Annotated in this window: 23 protein-coding genes and 1 other annotated feature; of the genes, 4 read left to right on the forward strand and 19 right to left on the reverse strand. The window is 55.6% G+C overall.

Annotated elements, in window-relative coordinates; translation table 11 throughout:
- Positions 1–175 precede the first annotated feature (175 nt).
- The 11 genes from FE783_RS25280 to pyrR form a co-directional block, all read right to left on the reverse strand.
- Positions 176–1,081: a sugar phosphate isomerase/epimerase family protein gene (locus FE783_RS25280; protein ID WP_238403252.1), complete on the reverse strand. Its 906-nt coding sequence runs from the start codon at positions 1,079–1,081 to the stop codon at positions 176–178.
- Entirely contained in the window at positions 1,078–2,142 is a 1,065-nt protein-coding gene (locus FE783_RS25285) for a zinc-binding dehydrogenase (protein ID WP_138882168.1), read from the reverse strand. The genes FE783_RS25280 and FE783_RS25285 overlap by 4 nt, the downstream gene beginning before the upstream one ends.
- Positions 2,139–2,834 carry an orotidine 5'-phosphate decarboxylase / HUMPS family protein gene (locus tag FE783_RS25290; RefSeq protein WP_138882169.1) on the reverse strand — a complete coding sequence of 232 codons (696 nt, stop codon included), beginning with the start codon at positions 2,832–2,834 and terminating at the stop codon, positions 2,139–2,141. The genes FE783_RS25285 and FE783_RS25290 overlap by 4 nt, the downstream gene beginning before the upstream one ends.
- Positions 2,835–2,874: 40 nt before the next feature.
- Positions 2,875–3,726 (reverse strand): sugar phosphate isomerase/epimerase family protein, encoded by an 852-nt coding sequence (locus tag FE783_RS25295; RefSeq protein ID WP_238403253.1) that lies wholly within the window; start codon positions 3,724–3,726, stop codon positions 2,875–2,877.
- Positions 3,727–4,302: 576 nt separating this feature from the next.
- Complete coding sequence (gene pyrE / locus FE783_RS25300) at positions 4,303–4,941, reverse strand: orotate phosphoribosyltransferase (protein WP_138882171.1); 639 nt, start codon at positions 4,939–4,941, stop codon at positions 4,303–4,305.
- Between the two features lie 15 nt (positions 4,942–4,956).
- On the reverse strand, positions 4,957–5,688 hold the full coding sequence (gene pyrF, locus FE783_RS25305) for an orotidine-5'-phosphate decarboxylase (protein WP_138882172.1): 732 nt from the start codon (positions 5,686–5,688) through the stop codon (positions 4,957–4,959).
- Between the two features lie 108 nt (positions 5,689–5,796).
- Complete coding sequence (carB, locus tag FE783_RS25310; RefSeq protein ID WP_138882173.1) at positions 5,797–9,018, reverse strand: carbamoyl-phosphate synthase large subunit; 3,222 nt, start codon at positions 9,016–9,018, stop codon at positions 5,797–5,799.
- On the reverse strand, positions 9,005–10,174 hold the full coding sequence (locus tag FE783_RS25315; RefSeq protein ID WP_138882174.1) for a carbamoyl phosphate synthase small subunit: 1,170 nt from the start codon (positions 10,172–10,174) through the stop codon (positions 9,005–9,007). The genes carB and FE783_RS25315 overlap by 14 nt, the downstream gene beginning before the upstream one ends.
- 90 nt (positions 10,175–10,264) lie before the next feature.
- Positions 10,265–11,554, reverse strand: coding sequence for a dihydroorotase (locus FE783_RS25320; RefSeq protein ID WP_138882175.1), 1,290 nt, complete (start codon positions 11,552–11,554; stop codon positions 10,265–10,267).
- 31 nt (positions 11,555–11,585) lie between these two features.
- Positions 11,586–12,494, reverse strand: a complete 909-nt coding sequence (locus tag FE783_RS25325) for an aspartate carbamoyltransferase catalytic subunit (RefSeq protein ID WP_138882176.1) — start codon at positions 12,492–12,494, stop codon at positions 11,586–11,588.
- A gap of 5 nt (positions 12,495–12,499) precedes the next feature.
- Positions 12,500–13,042 carry a bifunctional pyr operon transcriptional regulator/uracil phosphoribosyltransferase PyrR gene (gene pyrR, locus FE783_RS25330; protein WP_138882177.1) on the reverse strand — a complete coding sequence of 181 codons (543 nt, stop codon included), beginning with the start codon at positions 13,040–13,042 and terminating at the stop codon, positions 12,500–12,502.
- 961 nt (positions 13,043–14,003) lie between these two features.
- Between pyrR and dapD the strand changes: the two genes are divergently transcribed.
- The 3 genes from dapD to FE783_RS25345 all read left to right on the forward strand — a co-directional run bounded on the left by dapD (position 14,004) and on the right by FE783_RS25345 (position 16,728).
- Positions 14,004–14,714: a 2,3,4,5-tetrahydropyridine-2,6-dicarboxylate N-acetyltransferase gene (dapD, locus tag FE783_RS25335; RefSeq protein WP_138882178.1), complete on the forward strand. Its 711-nt coding sequence runs from the start codon at positions 14,004–14,006 to the stop codon at positions 14,712–14,714.
- 95 nt (positions 14,715–14,809) lie between these two features.
- Positions 14,810–15,967, forward strand: coding sequence for an N-acetyldiaminopimelate deacetylase (locus tag FE783_RS25340; RefSeq protein ID WP_138882179.1), 1,158 nt, complete (start codon positions 14,810–14,812; stop codon positions 15,965–15,967).
- Entirely contained in the window at positions 15,964–16,728 is a 765-nt protein-coding gene (locus FE783_RS25345) for a WecB/TagA/CpsF family glycosyltransferase (RefSeq protein ID WP_138882180.1), read from the forward strand. The genes FE783_RS25340 and FE783_RS25345 overlap by 4 nt, the downstream gene beginning before the upstream one ends.
- Before the next feature lie 58 nt (positions 16,729–16,786).
- On the opposite strand, the gene FE783_RS25350 is transcribed toward FE783_RS25345, so the two are convergent.
- The 5 genes from FE783_RS25350 to lspA all read right to left on the reverse strand — a co-directional run bounded on the left by FE783_RS25350 (position 16,787) and on the right by lspA (position 21,239).
- Positions 16,787–17,578, reverse strand: coding sequence for a peptidylprolyl isomerase (locus FE783_RS25350; RefSeq protein WP_138882181.1), 792 nt, complete (start codon positions 17,576–17,578; stop codon positions 16,787–16,789).
- 154 nt (positions 17,579–17,732) lie between these two features.
- Positions 17,733–18,509: an SIMPL domain-containing protein gene (locus tag FE783_RS25355; protein WP_138882182.1), complete on the reverse strand. Its 777-nt coding sequence runs from the start codon at positions 18,507–18,509 to the stop codon at positions 17,733–17,735.
- Between the two features lie 95 nt (positions 18,510–18,604).
- A complete protein-coding gene (locus tag FE783_RS25360; protein ID WP_138882183.1) occupies positions 18,605–19,762 on the reverse strand; it encodes an aminotransferase A in 1,158 nt (385 codons plus the stop codon).
- An 18-nt stretch (positions 19,763–19,780) separates the two neighbouring features.
- A complete protein-coding gene (locus FE783_RS25365) occupies positions 19,781–20,743 on the reverse strand; it encodes an RluA family pseudouridine synthase (protein ID WP_138882184.1) in 963 nt (320 codons plus the stop codon).
- Positions 20,724–21,239: a signal peptidase II gene (gene lspA, locus FE783_RS25370; RefSeq protein ID WP_138882185.1), complete on the reverse strand. Its 516-nt coding sequence runs from the start codon at positions 21,237–21,239 to the stop codon at positions 20,724–20,726. The genes FE783_RS25365 and lspA overlap by 20 nt, the downstream gene beginning before the upstream one ends.
- Before the next feature lie 203 nt (positions 21,240–21,442).
- Between lspA and FE783_RS25375 the strand changes: the two genes are divergently transcribed.
- Positions 21,443–22,174, forward strand: a complete 732-nt coding sequence (locus tag FE783_RS25375; protein ID WP_138882186.1) for a TraR/DksA C4-type zinc finger protein — start codon at positions 21,443–21,445, stop codon at positions 22,172–22,174.
- Between the two features lie 26 nt (positions 22,175–22,200).
- Here the strand turns inward: FE783_RS25375 and FE783_RS25380 are convergent, their stop codons facing one another.
- The 3 genes from FE783_RS25380 to FE783_RS25390 all read right to left on the reverse strand — a co-directional run bounded on the left by FE783_RS25380 (position 22,201) and on the right by FE783_RS25390 (position 26,331).
- The gene (locus FE783_RS25380; RefSeq protein ID WP_420799768.1) at positions 22,201–22,485 is read right to left on the reverse strand and encodes a DUF5665 domain-containing protein; all 285 of its coding nucleotides are present in this window, start codon (positions 22,483–22,485) and stop codon (positions 22,201–22,203) included.
- Positions 22,486–22,608: 123 nt separating this feature from the next.
- Positions 22,609–25,359: an isoleucine--tRNA ligase gene (gene ileS, locus FE783_RS25385; RefSeq protein WP_138882188.1), complete on the reverse strand. Its 2,751-nt coding sequence runs from the start codon at positions 25,357–25,359 to the stop codon at positions 22,609–22,611.
- 115 nt (positions 25,360–25,474) lie between these two features.
- Positions 25,475–25,734, reverse strand: a binding site (T-box leader).
- 102 nt (positions 25,735–25,836) lie between these two features.
- The gene (locus FE783_RS25390; RefSeq protein WP_138882189.1) at positions 25,837–26,331 is read right to left on the reverse strand and encodes a DivIVA domain-containing protein; all 495 of its coding nucleotides are present in this window, start codon (positions 26,329–26,331) and stop codon (positions 25,837–25,839) included.
- Positions 26,332–26,394: the final 63 nt, after the last annotated feature.

A 26,394-nucleotide genomic window follows, 5' to 3' on the forward strand; every position in this document is an offset into this window, starting at 1 on the left:
TCCGGAAGGAGACGGTCTTTCGGCTTCTAAACCAATCCCCCAGAAGTGAAGATCCGCTTCGTAGCTTATTCCTATTACTTCTGGGGGAGCCCCCGTTATCCACAGAAATTGGCTTCGCATAATTTCCTAAACAAAAATAAAACCGGTCCCCCATTACGGAGAGACCGATTCCTCATCACGACAAATACTCGCCGACCTTCCTCCGTAAAAAACGGACCGATTCCGCCATCTCCTCCAACCCGTTCACCCCGTCTTCGACGGAAATCCAGTTACGGAAGACCGTATGGCGCAGCACGCCGAAAATACGGTCGTAGTCGTTCATCCCCTTGCCGATAACCCCGTGAGCAAGCGCTTCGGAATAGCCCTTAAGCGAGTAATGCTTCAGCGACTCCAGCGTATAGCCTTCCTTCAAATACCGGTCGCTCGCGTGCATCGTCAGCAGACGATCCTTCACCCTGTCCAGCAGCTCCAATGGGTCTTCTCCGGCCACGATCGCATTGGACGGATCGTAATTGACTCCGAACCAAGGGGACGATATTTGCCCGATGATTTCCATATAGAGGTCGGAAGCTTGCGCGAACTCCGGATATTGCCACAAGCCGTCCTTGTAATGGTTTTCCATGACGAGGTGGACGCTCCTGCGCTCCGCGTACGGAAGCAATGCTTCGATTCCTTGCACCGTCCACCGGATACCGTCCTCCCTGCTTACACCTGGGCGGTTCTGTCCGGACAATACCCGGCAGCTGCGGAATTCCGGCGGTCCTAGATACGCCATCACCTCGATCATTTCCTTCATCCTGCTCAGTTCGTTGTCGCGATAGGCTGGATCCGGATGAGTGAAATCGGGGGACGAGCACATCATCGAAATTTCCAGGCATTGTCGGGACGCCGCATCCTTGATTTGACGCAAATACGACTCATCCGTCCGTTCCAGAAACAACGGGTACAGCTCCAGACCGTCCGCCCCCAGCGTCCCCGCCTGCTCGATCCATTCGAACAGGCTCATCGAGCCGTCGACGAGCTCGTTCATGAATCCTTTCGGAAAAACCGCTATTTTCGCCGTGCCGCTCCCCCGCTTCAAGCCGGCTCCCCCTTTGCCGCCCCGGCATGGGGCAGCACGATCGATTTGGCATGGGCGAGAGAGTCCATCTCGTCGAACGCCCGCTTCCAATCGTCGATCGGATACGATTTCGTCATCGGCAGCGGATCTAGCTCGCCTCTCGCCATAAGCAGCAGCACTTTTTCCCACATCGGCCAATTGTGGCTGAACGAGCCTTGCAGACGGGCCGCCTTCTGAATGAGCGGATCCAGCGAGAAGCCAACCGGTGCCGGCCCCCAGCCGATTTTCGTAATTTGTCCGCCGGGCCTTACGAGGTCGATGCTCTGCTTCAGCGTAACGGAAATACCGACCGCATCGAGCACTAGGTCAGGGCCCAGACCGTCACCGTATTGGCGGATTTCGGCTGCAACATCGGTCTCCTCCGCTACGAGAACTTGATCGGCCCCGAATCGGCAGGCGACTTCCAGCCGGCTTTTGTCCCTGTTTGTTCCTACGACGGTAATTCTTCCGGGGGAATACAGCTTCGCCACCTGAACGGCCATCAGACCGATCGGACCGGGACCGAATACGACGACATCATCGCCAGGACGAATGTGCGAATGGTAAGCGACTGCATTGTAAGCCACGCATGCGGGCTCTGTCATCGCCGCCGCTTCGAAGGAGACGTTGTCGGGAATGGCATGGCAGATCGCCTCCCGGGAACGCAAATATTCGGCCATCGCGCCATCTTCCAGCACGCCGTACCCTCTCCTATCCGGACATAAATTATAGAGTCCGGTACGGCAGTAGACGCAGCTGTCGCATACATAAGCCGGCGTCTCGCTGACTACGCGATCCCCTACTCGGAACAGCGTAACGCCGGGTCCGGTTTCCACGACGATGCCGGAGTATTCATGCCCCAGTGTCACAGGGCGGTTGACCGGGAATCCTTGCGAATTATGGTACATATGCAGATCGCTGCCGCATACGCCTGCCGCCATCACTCGGATAATGATATCTTTCGGACCTTCGATCCGCGGCGCGGCGACGTCGCGCAGCTCTACTTTACCGGGTCCGTCCGCATAATTGACTACCGCCTTCAACCCGCTTCCCCCGCTTTCCGCCCGCTTTTCACTTCCGCCACGACCTGCCGCAAAATGCGGAACAGCTCATCGCGGTTCGTACTCGGCTTGAACACCTTCTTGTCGATCACGAGAGGGGCTCCCAGCACGACGAGCGGAGCGCCGTGCTTCGGCATTTCGGCCGCCTGCGCGATCGATAATCCCCCGACCGCCTGAACGGGTACCCGGACGGCACTGACCACCCGATGAAGATGATCGAACGGGGTTCTCGCCGGATCTTCCCCTCTCTCATCGAACCCGGTATGGACGATAATGTAGTCCGCGCCGTTCTCCTCAAGCATTAATGCGCAGGCGACCGGATCGGGGGCGGCCATAATATCTCCCATGACGGCGATGCCGTACTGTTTCGCCGCCCGGACGACCGCCCGAATCGTCGCGGGATGCGCCACGCCCATCACGACAACATGCGTGGCACCCGCTTTCGCCATCATCTCCGCTTCCAAATAACCGCCGTCCATCGTCTTCAAATCGGCCACGATCGGATGATGCGGGAACGCCTTGCGCAAAGCCGCGACGGCATGAAGTCCTTCGCCGAGCAGCAGCGGCGTTCCGGCTTCCAGCCAGTCGACGCCCGCTTCTACGGCAATCTCCGCTATTTCGAGCGCTTCTCTTATGGTTGTAACGTCCAGCGATATTTGCACGATCGGTTCCATCGGAACTCTCCTTTTCGGTTGTCCTATCAAATTAGGAGCTTTAACGGAAGTAGCGAACAAGATGCTCATATGCTTTCTGAATACCGAGCTGCTCTTTCTCGAGACTGCCTTTGAAGTGGTGATCCTCCAATTCAATACAGATGGCGCCTTTGTAGCCGGCACGGTCCAGCCCCTCCGCTACTTGATCCCAACGGATCACGCCGTCTCCGGGTATCGTATATCTCCAGAAACCGCCCGAATAGCTGTACTTGACGCCAAATGTCGGAGAGAGGATGCCGGAGGCGAACCGCTCCTCTGCAAGCATTTGCGTATCTTTGCCATGACAATGGTTCACCCTGTCGCCGAATTCGGACAAAGCGCGCAAATAATCGATGCCGAGCCATACGAGATGCGAAGGATCGTAATTGAGACCGAAATGCCGGGACGGGACCGCTTCGAACATGGCGCGCCACATCTCGGGCGTGCATCCGATCGTCGGGTAGTACGGAGCCGGTCCCGGCCAGCCTTCGATTGCGATATAAACTCCTCTCTGCTCCGCATGCTTCACAAGCTCGGGAAACGTGTCCTTCCACAGCTCGAACGTTTCGCGGCGGGGCATGGAAAGGTCTTCGGACACGAGGCACATGAACAAAAGGCTCGCTCCGATGGAAGCGATCTCATCAATCTGCCGCTTGATCGCGATCGACGCCTCCTCCCGTTTCCGGTCGTCCTTGCTAAGCAGCTCCTTGACTCCTCTGGCATCGACCGAGCCGATCTGCAGTCCGCTGCCGTCGCACAACTGTTTCATTTCCGGCGTCAACGCTCCGACATCCAGTACTTCAAGTCCGACTTTCGCAGCCCACTGTACCGTATGAGGGAAGCCTTGCGCAGCAAGCTGTCCGGGTATGCGCATTCCGATTTTCCGGCTGATTCGAATCCCATCCTCTCATCGTATCATTCCGGCGTATTCGTCTCCGCTCGCTCGCGTAAGCGTCTGTTTGCCCATTGCATATGCGGATCCCGCCGAACGTTTGCAGTGTTACCCCTTAAGGGTACGTCTCGATCGTATGCGGAAGTATTATTTTAATGATAAAGTTAATTTGGTATGTTGTAAAGCGTTTTCTTGGTAGTCACACATGGTATACGGAAGGATTAGTTCCGTTATTAGCGAAAAGGATACATAAAACCGACGTTTAAGGAACTTCCAGTTCCTCTATTGGCTCTAGAACACACCCTATTCGTGACCATTCGCCTATTTAGCGGAACTGGTTGTTCCCTTCTGCCAGTCAAAATGCCACGTTCGCCACAATAGCGGAACCGACCCTTCCCCTCAGGAAAAATAGCGGAAACCAAACTTCAGTTAGCAATCTGAACCGCCCGATTTCGCCTTTGACCAATGTTCAGGCCGGCCCGTTTGCATGATTACAAACAGAAAGACACCAAGAATAACTCCTGGTGTCCCGCCGCTTTCTCCTGATTACCGTTTCGATTAAATTCCGTAACCGTCCGGATTCGTCCGCCACGATTTCAGCAGCTCCACGTCTTCTTGAGGGATTTTGCCAAGCTTCAAGGCGACGTCTACAAGCGCCGTGTAGTTGGAGAGCGAGTCGTACTCGATGTTCGCTTGTCCGAAATTTTGCGCCGCTTTCTCAAGCTGGTAGCTGAAGATAGCGATGACGCCTTGAACGTCGGCGCCCGAATCGCGTACGGCCAACGCCGCTTTAACCGAACTGCCGCCCGTGGAGATCAAATCCTCGATCATGACGACCTTTTGCCCCGGCTTCACGACGCCTTCGATTACGTTTTCCTTGCCGTGGCCTTTCGCTTTGTCACGCACGTAAATCATCGGCAGGTTCAGCTTCTGGGCGACGAAGGCCGCATGAGGGATACCCCCGGTCGCTATGCCTGCAAGAACTTCCGCGTCGGGATACCGCTCGCGAATCATCTCGGCAAAGCCCAGTGCGATCAGATCGCGCACGGAAGGATGGGAGATCGTGATCCGGTTGTCGCAGTAAATCGGCGATTTCATGCCGGATGTCCACGTAAACGGCTGTCTCGGGCGCAAGCTGACGGCGCCGATCTCAAGCAAAGCTTCGGAAATTTGTTCGTCCAAGTATCGCAAAGTCATAGGTTGATCCTCTCCTTAACCGGTTATCGATTCGACGATTTGCTCAAGCGCCTGCCGCGGATCGGCGGCAGCCGTAACCGGACGTCCGATTACGATGTAGTCTGTCCCCTGCGCGAACGCTTCTTGCGGAGTCATGATTCGCGACTGATCGCCGACTGCCGAGCCTGCCGGGCGTATGCCGGGCGTCACCGTGGCGAACGATTCGCCGCACCGTTCCTTGATCCGCGTCACTTCGAGCGGCGAAGCGACTACGCCGTCCAGGCCGGATTGCTTCGCAAGCGCGGCATAACGAAGCACCGCCTCATCGATCGGACCGGCTATACCAATCTCGTCGTTCAGCGTCTGCTGGCTCGTGCTGGTCAGATGCGTTACGCCGATCAGCAGCGGCTTGGCTGCGCCCGGCCTTCCCGACATCGCCTGCTCGACGCCTTCGCGCGCCGCTTCCATCATCGCCCGTCCGCCTGCGGCGTGTACGTTGAACATGTCTACGCCGAGACGGGTTACGCTGGCCGATCCGCCTTTTACCGTGTTCGGAATGTCATGAAGCTTCAAGTCGAGAAATACGTTATAGCCCGCTTCCTTCAGCTTGAGGACGAACTGCGGCCCCGCCGCGTAGAACAGCTCCATTCCTACCTTCATGTAGCAAGGAATGCCTTCCAGCTGCTTGAGCAGACGTTCCGCCCCAACCGAATCGGGAAAATCGAGAGCGACGATGATCCGCTCCACCGGACTGCTTGTCGTTTTCATAGGCTGAAGCCCTCCTAAACGGGTTTATGGTCATATGACAGCCGGTCTCCGACATGCATGCTTTGTCGGAAAACCGGCTTCATGAAGTTCACACTATTCTTTTGCGAGTTACTTCCCGGCCGCAGTGAGCCCGGACGGCATCGCGCGCGACGAGAAGTTGATCGTATTGAGTACATGCAGCAAGGCGCGTACCGTATCGAGCGATGTCATACAGACGACGCCGTTCTCGACCGCTTCGCGGCGGATGCGGAAGCCGTCGCGCTCCGGCGTTTTGCCCTTCGTCAGCGTGTTGACGACGAAGTGCGCCTCGCCGTTGCGGATCAGGTCGAGAATGTTCGGCGAGCCTTCGCTCAGCTTGTTGACGCGTTCCACGCGCAAGCCGGCTTTCTCCAGCGCGTCGGCCGTACCGCCTGTAGCGACGATTTTGTAGCCCAGATCGTAAAACCCGCGGAACAGCTCGATCGCTTCTTCTTTATCTTTGTCGGCAATCGTCGCGATCAACGCGCCGGTCGGCGGAATTTTCATGCCGGAGCCGATAAAGCCTTTGTATAGCGCCTTGGCGAAATTCAGATCCCGGCCCATGACTTCGCCGGTGGATTTCATTTCCGGACCGAGCGTAGGCTCTACGCGGCGCAGCTTGGCGAAGGAGAATACCGGAACTTTGACGGAAACATGGTCGTCTTCCGGCCACAGCCCGTTCTCGTAGCCCATATCCGCCAGCTTCTGGCCCATAATGACGCGAGTCGCGACATTCGCCATCGGAACGTTCGTCACTTTGCTCAAGAACGGAACGGTCCGGGACGAACGCGGGTTGACTTCGATTACGTACACTTCGTCTTTGTAGATGACGAATTGGATGTTGACAAGACCGACCACTTCGAGCGCGCGGGCGATTTTGATCGTAATGTCGACGATTTTCTGCTTCAGCTCTTCGGAGATCGTCTGCGGCGGGTACACCGAGATCGAGTCACCGGAGTGGACGCCGGCGCGTTCCACATGTTCCATAATACCTGGAATGAGGACCGTTTCCTTGTCGCAGATTGCGTCGACTTCCACTTCTTTACCGAGCATATAACGGTCGATCAGAACCGGATGCTCCGGATTGATTTTGACCGCGTACTCCATGTAGCTGAGCAGCTCGGAATCGGAATAGACGATTTCCATGGCGCGTCCGCCGAGCACGTAAGAAGGCCGGACGAGAACCGGATAACCGAATTGCGAAGCCGTGCCGACCGCTTGGTCCACCGAGGTGACCGTACCGCCCGGAGGCTGGGCCACGTTCAGCTCGCGCAGCAGCGCTTCGAATTTTTTGCGGTCTTCGGCCGTGTCGATGCTTTCCAAGCTGCTGCCGAGAATGCGGACGCCCGCTTTGGTCAGCGGAGCCGCCAGGTTGATTGCCGTCTGGCCGCCGAATTGGACGATAACTCCGATCGGCTTCTCCCGCTCGATGACGTTCATGACGTCTTCGAAGAACAGCGGTTCGAAGTACAGTCGATCGGATGTGCTGAAGTCGGTCGAAACCGTCTCCGGGTTATTGTTAATGATGACCGCTTCATAACCGGCCGCTTGGATTGCCCATACCGCATGAACCGTCGAATAATCGAATTCGATCCCTTGTCCGATCCGGATCGGTCCGGAGCCGAGAACGACGACCTTCTCCTTGCTCGTTTCCAGTACCTCGTCTTCGGTTTCGTAGGTCGAGTAGTAGTAAGGCGTGGTCGCTTCGAACTCGGCCGCGCACGTATCTACCATTTTGTATACCGGTTTAATATTTTGCTGCAAACGGTAGGTGCGGACGTCCGCTTCCATCGTAAAGGAGTCGGCTCCGGCCAGCGTGCGGATTTCGGCGATAGCGCGGTCGGTGAAGCCTTTGCGCTTCGCTTCGAGCAGCAATTCATTCGTCAGCTCGCCCTCAAGCTCGGATTCGAACTGAAGCAGTCCTTCCAGCTTGCCGAGGAACCACCAGTCGATGTTGGTCAAGTCCTGGATTTGCTGAAGCGTGTAGCCTCTGCGATACGCTTCGGCGATCAGGAACAGCCGTTCGTCGTCCGGCTTGCGCAGACGCGTTTCCAGCGTTTCCGTATCGAGCAGGTCGGTGCCTTTCAAGAACAGGCGGTGTACGCCGATTTCGAGCGAGCGGATCGCTTTATGAATCGATTCCTCGAACGTGCGGCCGATAGCCATAACTTCGCCGGTCGCTTTCATTTGAGTGCCGAGCTTGCGGTTGGCGCTCGTGAATTTGTCGAACGGCCAGCGCGGTATTTTCGATACGATATAGTCGAGAGTAGGCTCGAAGCAAGCGTAGGTTTGTCCGGTAACCGGGTTTACGAGCTCGTCGAGCGTGTAGCCGATGGCGATTTTGGCCGCCATCTTGGCGATCGGATAACCGGTCGCTTTCGAAGCGAGCGCCGAAGAGCGGCTTACGCGCGGATTTACTTCGATTACGTAATATTGGAAGCTGTGCGGGTCCAGCGCGAACTGCACGTTGCAGCCGCCCTCGATGTTCAGTGCACGGATAATTTTCAGCGATGCCGAACGAAGCATTTGGTATTCGCGGTCGGAGAGCGTCTGGCTAGGCGCTACGACGATACTGTCGCCCGTATGAACGCCTACCGGATCGAAGTTTTCCATGTTGCAGACGACGATACAGTTGTCGTTCGCGTCGCGCATGACTTCGTATTCGACTTCCTTCATGCCCGCGATGCTGCGCTCTACTAGACATTGGCCGATCGGGCTATAGCGAAGACCGGAAGCAACGATATCGACGAGTTCCTCTTCGGTGTTGCAAATGCCGCCGCCCGTACCGCCAAGCGTGTAAGCCGGACGTACGATAATCGGGTAGCCGATCTCGTTGGCGAAATCTACCGCTTGCGGAACCGTCGTAACGATAACGCTCGCCGGTACCGGCTGCTCGAGCTCGCGCATCAGGTCGCGGAACAGGTCGCGGTCTTCCGCTTTCTCGATCGATGTGAGCTGCGTACCGAGCAGCTTGACGTTTTCTTTCTCGAGCACTCCCGCCTTCGCCAAAGCGACCGCCATGTTCAAGCCGGTTTGCCCGCCGAGCGTCGGCAGCAAGCCGTCCGGCTTCTCTTGGCGAATGATTTGCGAGACGAATTCCAGCGTAATCGGTTCGATGTATACTTTGTCGGCCATGTTCGTGTCGGTCATGATCGTGGCCGGGTTGCTGTTGATGAGGACAACTTCCATGCCTTCTTCTTTCAATGCTTCGCACGCTTGCGTTCCGGCATAGTCGAACTCTGCGGCCTGACCGATGACGATCGGTCCGGAGCCGATGACGAGTATTTTTTTCAACGCTTTATTTTTTGGCATATGCGAGTTCCCCTTTCCGTTGCGATGCGGCCGAACCTCCGCGCGCAGCTACGATTTCGGCTTGTCTCGGCGCGCGGGGATTTTGTTCCTTGAAGCTGTGGATCATCGTGATGAAGTCGTCGAACAAGTAGCTCGAGTCGAACGGTCCCGGGGCCGCTTCGGGATGGTACTGCACCGAGAAAGCCGGGTGTGTTTTATGCTTCAAGCCTTCAATCGTTTTGTCGTTGTTGTTGATATGCGTCACGATCAAATCGGTTCCGGCGATCGATTCTTCCTTTACCGTATACCCGTGGTTTTGCGATGTAATGTAGCAGCGGTTGGAGATCAAGTCCTTGACCGGGTGGTTGCCTCCGCGGTGACCGAACTTCAGCTTCTCCGTATCGGCGCCGCAAGCGAGCGCGAACAGCTGGTGGCCGAGGCAAATGCCGAAGATCGGATATTCGCCGAGCAGCTCGGCGATCATGGCCGCTGCATGCGGAACGTCCTTCGGATCCCCAGGGCCGTTCGAGAGCAGAATGCCGTCCGGATTCAGGCGGCGGATCTGATCGGCGGTCGCATCTTGAGGGACGACGACGACGTCGCAGCCGCGTTTCGTCAAATCGCGGATAATGCCGCTCTTCGCACCGTAGTCAACGAGCACGACGCGTTCCTTCGTTCCCGGGCAGCCAAATACGCTCTTGGTGGAGACGCGGGATACTTGGTCGGTAATAAGGCGGGTTGCTTTCAATTGCTCCAGCATCTCTTCCACCGGCCGGTTCGAAGTGGTGATCATCCCTTTCATGACGCCGTGATGGCGGATGATCCGGGTCAGCATGCGGGTGTCGATGCCGCTGATGCCGACGATGCCGTATTCTTTCAGCAGGCTGTCGATCGTGTACTGGGTGCGCCAGTTGCTCGGCACCTCTTCATGCTCGCGTACGACGAAGCCGTGGATGAACGGGCGGATCGATTCGAAATCGTCTCTCGTAATCCCGTAGTTGCCAATGAGCGGATACGTCATCGTAACGATTTGTCCGCAGTAGGACGGATCGGACAACACTTCCTGATAACCGGTCATTCCGGTATTGAACACCACTTCGCCGGTCGATTCGCCTTCGCTGCCGAATGCCTTGCCCGTGAAAAGCGTGCCGTCTTCCAATAACAATCTTGCTTGCATCCTTTTCATTCCTCCAATCGATTTGCTGCCAGTGGCGTTACTTCGGTGTCTAAAACGCTTCTCATGCTCTGTCATCTATTCTATCGGAGGTTATTCGCTCCATACCGTCTTGCCGGCCACCATCGTGAGCGACGGCCAGCCGAACAGCTTCCAGCCCGTGAAAGGCGTATTGCGTCCTTTGCTCAAAAACTGCGCCGGATCGACCGCTTTTTCCGTCTCCAGATCGACTAGCGTCAAGTCCGCTTCCCGTCCGACCTCGAGAACGCCCCAAGGCAGTCCGAACAGCTCGGCCGGCTTCGACGTCATCCGGTCCAGCAGGAATTCGAGCGTCCAGCGTCCGGTACGTACGAATTTGGTATACAGCAGCGGGAACGCCGTCTCGAAGCCGACGATGCCGAACGGTGCCATCTGTACGCCGCGCGCCTTCTCTTCCTCGCTGTGCGGCGCATGGTCGGTCACGATAATGTCGATCGTGCCGTCCTCTAGACCGGCGATTACCGCCTCGACATCTTTCGGCGTTCGGAGCGGCGGGTTCATTTTCCAGTTCGCGTCCATCCCCGGAATGTCTTCATCGGACAGCAGCAGATGGTGCGGGCAAACCTCGGAAGTCACTTTGATGCCGAACTGCTTGCCGTGCCGGATCAGCCTCACCGACTGCTCGGCGCTGACATGGCATACGTGGTAGTGGACGCCGGTCGCTTCCGCGAGCAGAATATCCCGGCCGACGTGGATCGCTTCCGACTCGTTCGGAATTCCTTTCAGACCGTTCTTGCGGGCGAACTCGCCGTCCGTGAACGCTCCGCCCTCGACAAGCGTATTATCTTCGCAGTGGGCGATAACCGTCATATTCATCGATGCCGCCAGCGCCATCGCGTCTTTCATCATCTGCGCGCTCTGCACGCCGACTCCGTCGTCCGTGAATCCGACGACGCCCGCTTCCTTCAGCGCGGAGAAATCGGTCAGCTCGCGGCCGAGCTGGTTTTTCGTAATGCACCCGTAAGGGAGCACCCGTACGATACCTTCGGTCTCCGCCTTGTCCAGCACGTAGTTGACCGTTTCAACCTTGTCGATGACCGGTCTCGTGTTCGGCATGCAGGCGATCGTCGTATACCCGCCGCGGGCTGCCGAACGCGTTCCCGTCGCGATCGTTTCCTTATATTCGAAGCCCGGCTCGCGCAAATGGACGTGCATATCGATAAACCCGGCCGAGACCAGCTTGCCGGCGGCATCGATCGTCTCATGGCCGCTCGTGTCCGGCGCTCCTTCGGCTGCGTCGTCGCGAATCGCCGCGATTTTGCCGTCTTCGATCAGCAGATGCTTTTTCTCCAGCCGGTTTTGGCCCCGCACCGGTACGCTTCCGTTTATAATCCAAGTTCCCATGGTTCGCCTCCTGCAATTGATCGGTTTGTCCTTAAGCCAGCGCCCGTTCGATAACCGCCATGCGGATCGGCACTCCATGGCTCATTTGCGTAAAAATTTTCGATTTCTCGTGCTCGACCAGCTCATCGTCGATTTCGACGCCCCGGTTTACCGGAGCCGGATGCATAATGATCGCATGCGGCTTCATCATGCCGGCACGCTCTACCGTTAGCCCGTAATGCTCCCGGTAATCCTCGGCCGATCGGATAAATCCTTTGTCATGCCGCTCCAGCTGCACCCTCAGCATCATGACAACGTCCGCCTGCAGCGCTTCGTCTATCGATACGTAAGGCGCATGCTCGCCGAGCTCCGGAGATTGCATATTGTCGGGCGCGCAAAATTTCACGTTCGCTCCGAGCTTTTGCAGTCCCCACAAGTTCGATCTTGCTACCCGGCTGTGCATGATGTCTCCGATGATCGAAACGGTCAGTCCTTTGATTTCCCCGAACGTTTTGCGCATCGTATATAGATCGAGCAGAGCCTGGGTCGGATGCTCGTTGTTGCCGTCCCCCGCATTGATCAGCGGCACTTTGATTTTCTCCGCGAGCTCGGCCAGCAGGCCGATCGGCTTCATTCGAATGACACCCGCGTCGATCCCCATCGATTCCAGGGTGCGGACCGTGTCGTAAATCGATTCGCCCTTCTCCACGCTCGAAGCCGCGGCCGAGAAGTTGAGCACTTGCGCACCGAGCCGTTTCTCCGCCACTTCGAAAGAGAAGCGGGTGCGCGTACTGTTCTCGAAAAACATGTTCGCGACGAATTTGCCTTCGAGCAGATGCGTCACTTTATTCGGCTGCCGCTCCCAGTGGGCGGCACGGTCGAGAATGCTTACGATTTCTTCCTTATCGAGCTGCTTCAGTCCGAGCAAGTGCCGTTCGAATGTCACGTTCGTTTGCGTCATTTTCGTTATCCCCTTTGCTGAATGATGACGACTTCGTCTTTGCGGTCCACTTCGTTCAGTCTGACCTCGATCTGCTCCAGCCTGGAGGTCGGCACGTTCTTGCCTACGTAATCCGGCCGGATCGGCAGCTCCCGGTGTCCTCTGTCCACGAGCACGGCCAATTGGATCATCCTCGGCCGTCCCAGATCGATCAGCGCGTCCATCGCGGCTCTGACCGTCCGTCCCGTAAACAGCACATCGTCACACAAAATAACCCGTTTGTCCTGAATGTCCGGAGCCTTTAGCGTTTGGGCGCCGCCGACCGCGTTCACGCGCACCCGGTCGTCCCGGTATGAGGTGATATCGAGCTCGCCTACCGGCAGCGGAACGCCTTCGATTTCGCGGATCCGCTCCGCGATCCGGTTCGCAAAGTAAATGCCCCGCGTACGTATCCCGATCATGATGCTGTCGCCTACGCCTTTATTTTTTTCAAGTATTTCGTGCGCGATGCGCGTCAAGGCGCGGCGAATTGCCGTTTCATCCATGATGACGAGTCTATCCGGATTCATTCTTTTCACCCCAAAAAGTGAAGTCGATGCTTCGTTGCTTATTCCGAGTACTTTTCGGGGACCCCGGATTATTACCCCAAAAAGTGAAGTTGATGCTTCGTTGCTTATTCCGGGTACTTTTCGGGGACCCCGGATCTGACCTCCCCAAAAAGTGAAGCTGATGCTTTGTTGCTTATTCCGGGTACTTTCGCTCCTTAAAGACGGGCACAAAAAAACTCCTTGCCCGTTGGCAAGGAGTTGGTTCCCGAATCGGAGCGCACGAAACTACATCCACGGAACCGGGACACACCCGTCTTCCGCGCATGACAAGCTTCGTGAAACGCATGTCCGTCACGATCACGCGACTTTCTCGTCGACCACCTTGCCAGCCTCACGGGACCAGCTTAAAGGTACTATTTAGTTCCTGATGATTATCTCACGTTCGACAAATGATGTCAATTGCGATTTGGATCAAATGTCGATTCACGCATATTAATTCTACTATTCGCTTAGATACGGCAAACTATGTTAGTAAAATGATAATTCTGGGTTGGAAATTCCCCCCATACCCGACCTTACCCCCGTTCGCCTCATTAGCCAGCATTTGAAGCCCATTCCCCAGCAACTAAGGTACATTTGAGCTCTATTTGGCCCAAGGTGCAGTGTATTGGCGAGAATAAGGCACATTTGAACCTTATCCCTTTTATTTCGCCCCACAAACCCTCGTTCGAAGCCGATTCCCCGACATATAAGGCACATTTGAACACTATCTGGCCAGTGGAGCAGGGTTTTGGAGAAAATAAGGTATATTTGTACCTTATCTGTCCTTCCCTTCCTTCCGCCTCGCCAGCCAGCCGCCAATTATCGCGCCGCGAGCTCCCGCCGACCGCGTTCCCCTTAGCATGCCGCCGCTCAGGATTGCTTGACCCATCCATTTATGCTATAAAAGGTTTATACGTTATTCGCAAAGGAGAACAGCCTCATGTCCGAAATGAACACGATGGAAGTTATCAATTTTATTAAAAACAGCACGAAAAAAACGCCAGTGAAAGTATATGTGAAAGGAAACCTCGATCAAGCCGCATTCGGCTCCGACATCCGCGCCTTCGTATCCGGTACGAGCGGCGTCATCTTCGGCGAATGGCCAGCCATCGCCCAAGCGCTCGAGGCGAACAAAGCGGTAATCGAAGATTACGAAATTGATAACGACCGCCGCAACTCGGCCATTCCGCTTCTTGATCTGAAGAATATCAATGCGCGCATCGAGCCGGGCGCGATTATCCGCGATAAAGTAACGATCGGCGACAATGCCGTCATCATGATGAACTCCACGATCAACATCGGCGCTTCGATCGGCGACGGCACGATGATCGACATGAACGTAGTCGTAGGCGGCCGCGCGCAAATCGGCAAAATGTGCCACATCGGCGCAGGCTCCGTCGTAGCGGGCGTAATCGAGCCTCCTTCGGCACAGCCGGTCGTCATCGAGGATGACGTGCTCGTAGGCGCGAACGCCGTTATTCTCGAAGGCGTCCGCATCGGCAAAGGCTCCGTCGTTGCCGCAGGCGCCGTCGTTACCCAAGACGTTCCGGAATATACCGTCGTAGCCGGAACGCCTGCACGCGAAATCAAGAAAGTCGACGCGAAGACGAAATCGAAAACGGAAATTATGCAGGAGCTTCGCCAGCTGTAATTACGATGCATCGATCCAAGAGCCAGGGGCCTCCCCTGGCTTCAATTTACGATTGGGACGTTTTCGGGCGTCGACACGATCATGAAGGAGGACCTATGAGTACGGCGATTCAAACGTTTATCGAGTACCGCCGCCAGCTTCACCTCATTCCGGAGCCCGGCTACCAGGAATTCAAGACGCAGCGCTTCCTGCTTGACCGCATCTCCGAGCTGCCGCAGCACCGGATCGAGATCCGCACTTGGCGAACCGGCATACTCGTAAAAGTGAAAGGCTCCGCTCCGGAACGCACATTCGGTTATCGCGCCGACATGGACGGGCTGCCGATCCAGGAAGACACCTCCTACGATTTTCGTTCGACCCATCCCGGCTACATGCATGCATGCGGTCACGACATGCATATGGCCATCGGCCTCGGCATACTTACCCATTTCGTCGAACGCGAAATGAAAGACGATCTGATCGTTATATTCCAGCCTGCCGAAGAAGGTCCGGGAGGGGCGAAGCCGATGCTCGAAAGCGAGGAGCTTCGCGACTGGATGCCGGATCAGATCGTCGCCCTGCATATCGCTCCCGAATACGAGGTCGGCACGATCGCCACGCGGCCGGGCATTTTGTTCGCCAACACGTCGGAGCTTTTCATCGATCTGACCGGCAAAGGCGGTCATGCGGCATACCCGCACCGGGCCAACGATATGGTCGTCGCAGCCGCCCATCTGCTCGTTCAGCTTCAGTCGATCGTCTCCCGCAACATTAACCCGCTCGATTCGGCCGTCGTCACCGTAGGCAAAATCGAAGGCGGGACGAAACAAAACATTATCGCCGAGAAAGCCCGTCTCGAGGGCACGATCCGCACGTTGTCCGCAGATACGATGCAGATCGTCAAAAGACGGATCGAGGCGCTGGTCGGCGGTACGGAAACGGCGTTCGAATGCACCGCGAGCATCGATTACGGCTCGAATTACCGGCAAGTGTACAACGACGAGACAATTACCCGCGAGTTCATGGAGTGGCTGGACCAATCCGCAAGCGCCAAGCTGATCGAATGCCCGGAAGCGATGACCGGAGAAGATTTCGGTTACTTCCTCGAACGAATTCCCGGGTTCATGTTCTGGCTCGGCGTAGATACGCCATTCGGGCTCCATCATGCCAAGCTCGAGCCGGACGAGCGGGCGATCCCGGTCGCGATCGATACGGTTACCTGTTATTTTCGCTGGAAATCGGAGCAGCCGCCGTTCGGAGGGAAATCGTCATGAGCAAAGCGGCGCAAGCACAAGCTTCGGCCGGCAAAGTAAGCATTATGGGCGTCCCTTTCTCGAAAATGACGCACGACGAGACGATTCGTCACTTGAGCGTAATTGCAAACCGCAAGGAACGCGGCATGTATCATGTCGTGACGGCGAATCCGGAAATCGTCATGTCCGCGGGCAAAGACGAGCAGCTGATGCGAATTTTGCAAGAAGCCGGAATCATTACCGCCGACGGGATCGGAATCGTACTCGCCGCCAAATGGAAAGGCGAGCCGATTTCCGGACGCGTTACCGGCTACGATATGCTGATCGATTTGTTGGTACAGGGCGACCGGGACGGCTGGTCGTTCTACTTCCTCGGTACGGACGAAGAAACGAACCGCAAAGCGGTGGAATCGATAGCGGAGCGTTTCCCGAACGTCCGGATCGCCGGACGCCATAACGGCTTTTTCGGAACGGACCGCGAGCCTGCGATACTGGAAGAAATTCGTGCGGCAAGCCCCGACTTCCTTATCGTTGCCATGGGAGCACCCCATGCCGAACGCTGGATTTACCGCAACAAGACGAAGCTGAACGCCACAATCGTCATGGGCGTAGGCGGAAGCCTCGATGTCATAGCCGGCAAGGTGAAACGGGCTCCGCAATTTTGGATCAAGCTGAACATCGAATGGCTGTACCGGCTGTTGTCCAATCCGACGCGCTGGCGCCGGCAGCTCGTTTTGCCGGTATTCGCGGCCAAAGCGTTTTTCGGCAGAAAACGACTTTGAGAAAATCGTTGCACAACGCAAAAAGGCGCTCCCGGATCTAGGAGCGCCTTTCCTATGCTTATTGCACAATAATGTCGATTCGTTCGATGATTACTTCTTCCTTCGGCTTGCTCATTTCTCCATATTGGCTTGCTTCTACGGGCGTAGATGCAATTGCTTTGACCACATCCATCCCCTCGATGACTTTCCCGAAGATCGTATAATCATTCTCAAGCCCTTCGCTATCCGCTCCGGTGCAAATGAAAAATTGACTGCCGTTCGTATTCGGCCCGGCATTGGCCATTGCGATAATGCCCGGCTCATACTTATGACCGTTGTTCAGCTCGTCCGCAAATACGTAACCGGGACCTCCTCTGCCGGTGCCCGTCGGGTCTCCGGTTTGCGCTACGAAGCTTTCGATGATCCGGTGAAACACGACGCCGTCGTAGAACCGGTCGTTCGCCAAAAAGACGAAATTGTTGACCGTTTTCGGCGCGTCTTTCGCAAACAGCTCGATCGTGAAGCTCCCTTTGTTCGTCGTCACCTTCGCCTGATACGCCTTCTCTTTATCGATCGTCATGGCCGGTGCCGCCGCGTAGGCCGCCCCGATCGAGATCGTGCTCGTCTCGCCGTTGTATTTGACCGGCACCCCCAACGCTTCGCTGACGAACCGGATCGGCACATAGGTCGTGCCGTTGTATATAAAGCTGCCCTGATTCGGCGTTTTCTCCACGCCGTCAAACTTGAAGATCAAATCTTTGAAGAACACTTCGATTTGCTGCGTACCCACCCCTGTAGCTTGAGCGGCCGATACGGACAGCAGCACACCGATGATCAATCCCATTACCAATCCCTGCAATTTGTTTTTCATTGCTTCCACCTTTTTCTGAATAGTAAGTACTGTAAATCAGCACTATCCATTATTCTGCTTTTGTGCGTAAAACCCTTCTTTCTGGACGATCGCATCGCACAAATAAAGCCTTGGCCCGCAGCATGCGGATCAAGGCTCTTCCTTAATCGACCGATTAAAACTCGTACTGCACCGTAACGTTAGTCGTAACTTTCAGCTCGCCCGTCGAGATGCTCGTCGGCGATGCGGCGTCCATGGCGGCACCTTTCGCTTCCGAGAACGCGATGTTGCTGTACTGCATCGGAACGGCTACGCCGCCGCCCTGATTGACTGCAACGATTCCTTTCAGCTCTTTGCCCGCATATTTGGCGATCGTTTCGGCTTTCGCCTTCGCGTTGTCCATCGCCTTCTGGATCACTTGCAGCTCGTATTCCTGACCTTTTTCCGTGCTGAACCGCACGCCTTCGATCTGGTTCGCCCCGGCTGCCGAAGCCGCATCGAGGAACGTGCCGAGATTATCGAGATCGCGGTAAGTCACCTGCAGCATTTGAGTAGCGCTGTAGCCTTTGATTTTCGGATCGCGCTCCGTGTACGTATATTCCGGTTGAACGCGGAAGCCGTTCGTTTGCACGTCTTTGGCCGCCAGCTTGTACTGGTTGAACAGCACCTCGCGCAGCTTCGCGTAAGCGGCGGCGTTTGCAGCTTGCGCATCTTTCGCCGTTTCGGCTTCGGTACGGATGCCGAGCGTCACGTAAGCTACGTCCGGTGTAATCGTCATCTCGCCTTGTCCCGTTACGGTCACGACGTTCCTCTGTGCCGCCGCCGCTTGTTCGGCCGCATATACTTTACCCGGACCGATACTCGGCACACTCTGCGCGTATAGCGCGGTCGTCAAAGCCATAGCCGCTATTCCTGCAATCAACCACTTCTTGTTCTTCGCGATACCCATCATTCCACTTCCCCTTCTTTCCCCAAAATGTTGTTCAACCTCTCGAACGAAGCATTCCGGGAAAATGTTGCAGGTAGAGGAAACATTTCGAAAAAAATTTAGCCAAGCCGCCCGACGAACGATTCCAGCTTGTCCATCGCTTTCTCCAGCACTTCCATCGAGTACGCGTACGAAATTCGGATGTACCCTTCCCCGTATACGGAGAAAGCGTCGCCCGGAACGACCGCGACCCGCTCCTCCTCGAGCAGCTTCATCGTAAAATCCATCGAGCTTAATCCGAAGCGGCCTATCGAAGGAAACAAATAAAACGCGCCTTCCGGCTTCTCGCCCGTAAGGCCGATCCGCTGCAATCGATCATACACGAAATCTCTTCTCGCCTTATACTCCCGTTTCATCGGCTCCGCGTCGTCCATACCCGCCGTCAACGCTTCAACCGCCGCATACTGGCTGATGGAGCTGGCGCACGTCACATTGTACTGGTGCACTTTGACCATATGTTTGGAAATGTCCGCGGGAGCAAACGTGAAGCCGATGCGCCATCCGGTCATGGAATGCGACTTGGATAAACCGTTAATGACGATCGTCTGCTCCTTCATGCCGGGCAACGCCGCGATGGAACGGTGCGGCGCGTCGTAGACCAACTCGCTGTATATTTCGTCCGAGATGATGAAAATCGGCTTGCCGCGCAGCAAATCGGCGACCGCCTTCAGCTCTTCCGCGGTCATTACCCTTCCCGTCGGATTCGACGGATAACATAAAATAACCGCACGGGTTCGTTCCGATAGCACCGGCTTGAGCACTTCGGCGGTCAGCTTGAAGCCGCTCTTCCGCGTATCGGCGTACACCGGTGTCCCCCCGCACAACCGGACAATCGGCTCATACCCGGGATATATGGGGCCGGGGATGACCACTTCGCTTCCCGGTCCGATAATGGTGCGAAGCGAGATATCCAGCGCCTGGCTCGCTCCGGCCGTGACGATGACTTCCTGCTCGGAATCGTAAGACAACCCGTATTTGTTACCGACAAAGTGCGAGGCCGCCTTGCGCAGCTCAAGCAGCCCCGGATTTTGCGTATATAGCGTCTTGTTCTGATCCAACGCCCTTTTTCCGGCTTCGACGATATGGGCCGGCGTCGGAAAATCCGGTTGGCCGATCGTCAGCGTAATCGCGTCTTTATACGTCGCCACAAGGTTCGAAATTTTGCGAATGCCGGATATTTGAATATTTTGGACCGCGGAATTGACCAAATGCTCCACAGTTGACTCCTCCCCGAATTACAACGTTCTCAGCACGTCGAGCAAATGATTCATATCGTCCGGGAGCGCCGCTTCGAACTCCATATAGTCCCCGCTCGACGGATGGACGAAACCGAGCACCTGAGCATGAAGCGCCTGTCCTTCGATCGGATTCCCCTTGCTTCTGCCGTACATCGGATCCCCGACAAGCGGGTGATCGATATACTTCATATGAACGCGGATTTGATGCGTCCGTCCGGTCTCCAGCTTCAGCTGAAGCACCGTATATTCAGCCAGGCGGTCCAGAACGATAAAATGGGTTACCGCATGCTTGCTGTTTTTGTCCGTAACCATATATTTTTTCCGGTCGCTCGGGTCCCTTCCGATCGGCGCGTCTATCGTCCCTTGATCGTGAGCGACATTACCGTGCACGACGGCCGTATATTTCCGCGTTACGCTGTGAGCTTTCAACTGCGCCGCGAGGGAAAGGTGGGCTTTGTCGTTTTTGGCTGCCATAAGCAGTCCGGAAGTGTCCTTGTCGATCCGGTGTACGATGCCGGGCCTCAGTATGCCGTTAATACCGGACAAATCTTTGCATTGATGAAGCAAGGCGTTGACAAGCGTCCCGGAATAATGTCCGGGGGCCGGGTGAACGACCATGCCGCGCGGCTTGTTCACGACGATGACATCGGAGTCTTCGTACACGATATCGAGCGGAATCGGCTCGGGCATAATGCTTACCTCGACCGGCTCGGGAATCGTCAGCACCACTTTATCGTCTGCCGCAAGCTTATGATTCGGTTTAACGGCCGCTCCGTTTACGGTGACATCGCCATTCTTGATCCATAACTGAATCTGGGAACGGGAAATTTGCTCCTCTATAGACTCGGTTACGTATTTGTCGATCCGCTCTCCGGCTTCTCCCGGCTGGACGATCCATTCCTGTATGCCGTCTTGCTCCTGCTCTTCATAGCCGTTCTCGTTATGCATGATCTTGCTCATGGGTCAGCCCTCTTCTTTCTTTGCGCCAAGTAAGCAGCGAATCCAGGAAAATAAGCGATACCCCGATTACGATGGCGGAATCGGCCAAATTGAATATCGCAAAATCGTAGTCGACATCCCATCCGAATATCGAGAAGACGAAACGAAAATGCAGGAAGTCTACCACTTCGCCGAACAGCGCCCTGTCGAGAAAATTGCCGCACGCACCGCCGAGCAGCAGGCTAAGCGCTACTTTCAGCAGCGTCTTGGACCGGTCTTTGCGCAGCTTCTGGATGTACCAGATAATCCCGACTACAATGACTGAAGTAACAGCAATGAAAAACCACCGCTGGTCTTGCAAAATGCCGAAAGCCGCCCCGCGGTTCCGATGGGACGTCAACTGAAAAAATTCGCCGATAATCGACCGGGACTCATACTCTTCCATATTGACGACAATGAGCCTTTTCGTAACCTGGTCGAGGATGAACACGATAAGCGAGTATACGTAATAAATCAATTGCAAACCTCCCTGACAATTGGTTCCGACAACTCGCATTGTAGCACAGCGGCCATATGCCCGTCCAATGCGGAAACAGGCTTCCAAAGCAAACTCGCTCCGGCTAATTAAGAAATAATGGCTCTCATATTTTAACCCGGATGGCAAACGATATGGTTACGGACTTTAGACGACATTGTTGACGGAAAGGGGATTGCAGTCGCATGAATGTACTCACCAACGAACAACGGGCGGCGCTAACGGAATTGCTGGAGCAGGAGCGGGATTCCCTGGAGCGGCGAATCCGGCAAAACGATCACTTCGGCTCTGCCGATCCGCTAAGCGCTACGACCGGAGAGCTGTCCTCCTACGACAACCATCCTGCCGATCTCGGATCGGAAGTGTTCGAGCGCGGCAAAGACATCGCCCTGAACGAGCATGAGGAGCATCATTTATCCGAGGTCATGGACGCGCTCGAACGCATGAAGGAAGGTACGTACGGAAAATGCGCCATATGCGGGACAGCGATCCCTTACGAACGTCTTCAGGCCGTTCCCGATACCGAATATTGCTTCGAGCATGTTCCCGACCGGGAAATATCCCAGCGCAGACCGGCAGAGGAAAAGCTTCTGGAGCCTCCATTCGGCCGGACAAGCATGGATGAGCTTACCGAAGAAACCGAGTTCGACGGAGAAGACGCCTGGCAAATCGTGGAGAGCTGGGGCAACTCCGACAGTCCGGCTATGGCGGAAGACGCGGAAGTGCACGACTACAACTCGATGTATGTGGAAGCCGACGAGAACGAAGGCTTCGTCGAGCCATACGAAAGCTTTGTCGCTACCGATTTGTACGGACAGCACGTTACCGTCGTCCGAAACCGCCAATACCGCGAGTATATGGAGCATAACGAAGGGGATCCGCTGCTGGAGCCTGATCCTTATCGCGATGTGGATTAACGGGCTTCATTAGAAGCCTAGCAGCTTTAGAAAGCCCGGCCTTCCAGCTGCACTTGTACGATTTTGACGATATCGGCGATAAAGTCCCCGATGATGGGCAAGTTCAAAGCGCCGAGCATACGCAATACGTATAGGATCGTTGCAGCGAAAACGGTAAATCCGATAGCGATGCCGACGCCGCGGGCAATTCCGGCGTACAGATTGGTGAATATGATTTTTCTGGGGCGATTGAGCAGCATCACATAATCGGCGATTTGCGTTTTTTCCATCTGATCGGCGATTTTGATCAATCTTTCGTTCATCGCCGTCATGACATCCGGTTCCGGCTTCTTCTGTTCAGGCATGACGATTGCCCCCTTTCTTTATCGGCGCGAATGCAAGTCATGGAGAGCCGGAATTCGGCTCTCCATGAGCATTGCTGAACCGCCTTCCATTTACACGACCGAAGCGCAGCGGGCGCACAGAGTAGGGTGGGCTTCGTCTTGTCCTACTTCGGGTGTGACGATCCAGCACCTCTCGCATTTTTCCCCTTCCGCCACTTCAACCGATACGGATAATCCTTTCAGCTTCATGGCCGATTCCGGAACAGGATCTCCGGGAGCGGCTACCGTTACCGCCGAGACGATAAACAGCTGGTCCAGATCGGACAATTCGCCGAGCAGCTTCGCCGTCTCCGCTTCCGGGAACAGACGGAGACCGGCCCCGAGCGAGTTGCCGATAACTTTATCTTTGCGGGCGGCTTCGAGCGCCTTCAACACTTCGTCCCGCACTTCCGTAAACCGGTCCCATTTGCGTTCCAGCTCCGCCTCATAGACGGACGAATCCGCCTCCGGCATTTCAGTCAGTTGGACGCTGATCTCGTTTGCCGCCGGCGTATATTTCCATACTTCGTCAGCCGTATGCGGCAATATCGGCGCAATCAGTTTAGTTATGACCGTAAGCGCCTCGTATAATACGGTCTGACACGCTTTTCGGTCCGGATCATTGGCGGCGCTGGCATATAGGCGGTCTTTGACGATGTCGAGGTAGAATGCGCTCATCTCGACAGCGCAGAAATGATGCACCGCTTGGTAAACGAGATGAAATTCGTAGTTTTCGTATGCCTTCAGCACTTTCTCCGTCATGCGGTTCAGCCGGATTAGCGCGAAGCGGTCAAGCTCGTTCATTACGTTTGCCGGCACGCGGTCGGCAGCAGGATCGAACCCGGATAAGTTGCCGAGCAAAAACCGCAGCGTATTGCGGATTTTACGGTATACTTCGGTAATTTGCGTCAATATATTGTCCGAGATGCGCACATCCGACTGATAGTCTACGGAAGCGACCCACAGTCTGAGAATGTCCGCCCCCAGCTTGCCGCACACTTGATTCGGATCGACCGTATTGCCGAGCGATTTGGACATTTTGCGGCCTTCCCCGTCGAGCGTGAAGCCATGGCTCAATATTCCTTTATATGGCGCTTGGCCTCTTACCGCAACCCCGGTAATAAGCGAAGAATTGTACCAGCCGCGGTACTGGTCCGAGCCTTCGAGGTATAGATCGGCCGGCCATTGCAGCTCGGAACGCGTCTCGAGAACGGCGGCGTGGCTGGACCCGGAATCGAACCAAACATCCATAATATCCGTTTCCTTGCGGAATTCGCCATGGCCGCATTGCGGGCAAACCGTTCCTTCCGGCAGCAGCTCGTGCGCTTCTTTCGCAAACCAGGCATTGGATCCTTCCTTCTCGAAAATACCGGCAATCGTCCCGATCGTTGCGTCATTCACGAGCGGATGGCTGCAACTGCGGCAATATACGATCGGAATCGGCACGCCCCATACGCGCTGACGGGATATGCACCAGTCTCCGCGGTCCGCAATCATGTTATGCAGCCGAATTTCGCCCCACTCCGGCGTCCAATCGATTCGCTTGATCTCATCCAGCATCGCTTGGCGGAACTTGTCTACGGAAGCGAACCATTGCTCCGTGGCCCGGTAAATGACCGGCTTCTTCGTTCGCCAGTCGTGCGCGTACTGGTGCTGGATGAAGCCCAGCTTGAGCAAATGGCCGGATTGCTCCAGCTTCTCGGTAATGAGCTTGTTCGCCTTGTCGTAGAAAATGCCTTCAAAGCCGGGAGCTTCGCTCGTCATGCAGCCCTGATCGTCGACCGGACACAGCACACCCAGATTATAGCGCTGGCCTACGGCAAAGTCGTCCTCGCCGTGTCCGGGAGCCGTATGAACACAGCCCGTGCCGGCATCCAGTGTCACATGCTCGCCGAGAATGACGACGGAGTCCCGGTCGTAGAACGGGTGAGCGCATGTCACATACTCGAGCTCGGCGCCTTTAAACGAAGCCTTCTTGGATACATTACCCCAGCCGATTTCTTTCGAAACGGCATCCAGCAGCCCTTCCGCGACGACATACTGCTTGCCGTCCGTCTCAACGAGCGTATAGTCGAATTCGGGATGCAGGCTGATCGCCAGATTGGCCGGAAGCGTCCACGGCGTCGTCGTCCAGATGACGACGGAACTGCCGTCCGGAAGCTTGCCTTTACCGTCCTTGACGGGAAATGCCACATAGATCGAAGCGGACGTCTTCTCGCGGTATTCGATCTCCGCTTCCGCCAGTGCGCTCTCCGAAGACGGGGACCAGTACACCGGCTTCAGCCCTTTGTAAATGTACCCTTTCTTCACCATATCTCCGAAAACGCGGATTTGCTGCGCTTCATACTGCGGGTGAAGCGTAATATAAGGGTCATCCCAAGCGCCTAATATGCCGAGCCGCCTGAACTGCCCTTTTTGCTTCTCCACCCAGTTCAGCGCATACTGCTTGCAATACTCGCGGAACTCGGGCACGCTCATTTTTTTGCGATCGACTTTGCCGCTGTTCGCGATCGCCTGCTCGATCGGCAGTCCATGCGTATCCCACCCGGGAACGTATGGGGCGTCGAAGCCGCGCATCGATTTGTAGCGGACGATGAAATCCTTCAATACTTTGTTCAGCGCATGCCCGATATGGATGTCCCCGTTGGCATACGGAGGACCGTCGTGCAAGATGAACTTCGGACGTCCTCGACGGCTTTCCCTCACCTTGCCGTATAAATCGATCTCGTCCCACCACTGCTGCATGTTCGGCTCGGCCTGAGGCAGGTTTCCCCTCATCGGGAACTCCGTCTGCAGCAAATTCAGCGTTTTGCCGTAATCCATTGTTATACCATCTCCTATACTTCACTTTTTGGGTGTTCGGGGCTCCACGAAAAGGAATCGGAATCCATTTCGAAGGCCTGCTTCACTTTTTGGGGAAACAAAAAACTCCCGTCCACAAAGGGACGAGAGACTGTTCTCGCGGTACCACCCTCATAAGCGGAGACTCCCGCGTCTGCCAGGCAGACGAAAAGACGCTCGCGCTCACTCGTACGATCTGTAACGGGATCTCCCGTTCTCTTTACTTGCCGGCGGAGCCGCACGTTCGAGAGACGCTCCCGGGTGATATTCGATTCGGCTCGGATATCGGGCTTGCACCGTTCCCCGACTCGCTGATTCCTCGTACCCGAATGTACTTGTCCCGGTCATCGCTTTATTCGCAATAAGAAAAACAACCGCCAATCAGCGGTTTATTTGTTCAACAGTATACCGGAACGGACTCGTCCGAGTCAACCTTGCGCCGATTGAGCCGATTGACCGTTAGGAACGCTCCAAACGATTCTCTTGCGTCTCTTTTATTTCGAGCGAATCCCACTGATCGGTGCCGAGCAGCTCCAGCTGAGCCTCGACAAGCGTCTTGAACCGGGTCCGGTAAATCGAAGCCTGCTTCTTCAACTCCTCGATCTCGAGCGCGATTTTGCGGGATTTGGCGAGCGACTCGTTAATGATCCGGTCCGCATTCTTCTCCGCTTCCTTCACGATTAGCTGAGCTTCTTTCTTCGAGTTGTTGCGCACCTCGTCGGCCGCTTCCTGGGCGACGATAATCGTCTTGCTTAACGTCTCCTCGATGTTGGCGAAGTGATCCAGCCGCTCCTGCAGCGCCGCAACCTGATTTTGAAGCTCCTTATTTTCACGAATGTACATTTCGTAATCTTTAATGATCTGATCGAGAAACTCGTTCACATCGTCTTCGTCGTATCCGCGCAGACGCCGACCGAATTCCTTGTTATGTATGTCCAATGGCGTTAAGGGCATTGGCGCACCTCCTGTGTATATTAACGGCGAAATATCGTTTCAGAACCCCGGTATACAACTTTC

Source organism: Paenibacillus mesophilus (assembly GCF_005938385.1).
In the GTDB taxonomy this organism is placed as follows: domain Bacteria; phylum Bacillota; class Bacilli; order Paenibacillales; family NBRC-103111; genus Paenibacillus_AB; species Paenibacillus_AB mesophilus.

Bases quoted from the DNA above. Each gene is read 5' to 3' on its own strand.
- FE783_RS25390 (WP_138882189.1), bottom strand. From the start codon at position 26,331: ATGCCCTTAACGCCATTGGACATACATAACAAGGAATTCGGTCGGCGT.
- FE783_RS25350 (WP_138882181.1), bottom strand. From the start codon at position 17,578: ATGAAAAACAAATTGCAGGGATTGGTAATGGGATTGATCATCGGTGTG.
- FE783_RS25340 (WP_138882179.1), top strand. From the start codon at position 14,810: ATGAGTACGGCGATTCAAACGTTTATCGAGTACCGCCGCCAGCTTCAC.
- FE783_RS25345 (WP_138882180.1), top strand. From the start codon at position 15,964: ATGAGCAAAGCGGCGCAAGCACAAGCTTCGGCCGGCAAAGTAAGCATT.
- FE783_RS25295 (WP_238403253.1), bottom strand. From the start codon at position 3,726: ATGCGCATACCCGGACAGCTTGCTGCGCAAGGCTTCCCTCATACGGTA.
- FE783_RS25380 (WP_420799768.1), bottom strand. From the start codon at position 22,485: ATGACGGCGATGAACGAAAGATTGATCAAAATCGCCGATCAGATGGAA.
- FE783_RS25375 (WP_138882186.1), top strand. From the start codon at position 21,443: ATGAATGTACTCACCAACGAACAACGGGCGGCGCTAACGGAATTGCTG.
- FE783_RS25290 (WP_138882169.1), bottom strand. From the start codon at position 2,834: ATGGAACCGATCGTGCAAATATCGCTGGACGTTACAACCATAAGAGAA.
- FE783_RS25320 (WP_138882175.1), bottom strand. From the start codon at position 11,554: ATGGGAACTTGGATTATAAACGGAAGCGTACCGGTGCGGGGCCAAAAC.
- FE783_RS25365 (WP_138882184.1), bottom strand. From the start codon at position 20,743: ATGAGCAAGATCATGCATAACGAGAACGGCTATGAAGAGCAGGAGCAA.
- dapD (WP_138882178.1), top strand. From the start codon at position 14,004: ATGTCCGAAATGAACACGATGGAAGTTATCAATTTTATTAAAAACAGC.
- FE783_RS25325 (WP_138882176.1), bottom strand. From the start codon at position 12,494: ATGACGCAAACGAACGTGACATTCGAACGGCACTTGCTCGGACTGAAG.
- carB (WP_138882173.1), bottom strand. From the start codon at position 9,018: ATGCCAAAAAATAAAGCGTTGAAAAAAATACTCGTCATCGGCTCCGGA.
- ileS (WP_138882188.1), bottom strand. From the start codon at position 25,359: ATGGATTACGGCAAAACGCTGAATTTGCTGCAGACGGAGTTCCCGATG.
- pyrF (WP_138882172.1), bottom strand. From the start codon at position 5,688: ATGAAAACGACAAGCAGTCCGGTGGAGCGGATCATCGTCGCTCTCGAT.
- pyrE (WP_138882171.1), bottom strand. From the start codon at position 4,941: ATGACTTTGCGATACTTGGACGAACAAATTTCCGAAGCTTTGCTTGAG.
- FE783_RS25355 (WP_138882182.1), bottom strand. From the start codon at position 18,509: ATGATGGGTATCGCGAAGAACAAGAAGTGGTTGATTGCAGGAATAGCG.
- pyrR (WP_138882177.1), bottom strand. From the start codon at position 13,042: ATGAATCCGGATAGACTCGTCATCATGGATGAAACGGCAATTCGCCGC.
- FE783_RS25315 (WP_138882174.1), bottom strand. From the start codon at position 10,174: ATGCAAGCAAGATTGTTATTGGAAGACGGCACGCTTTTCACGGGCAAG.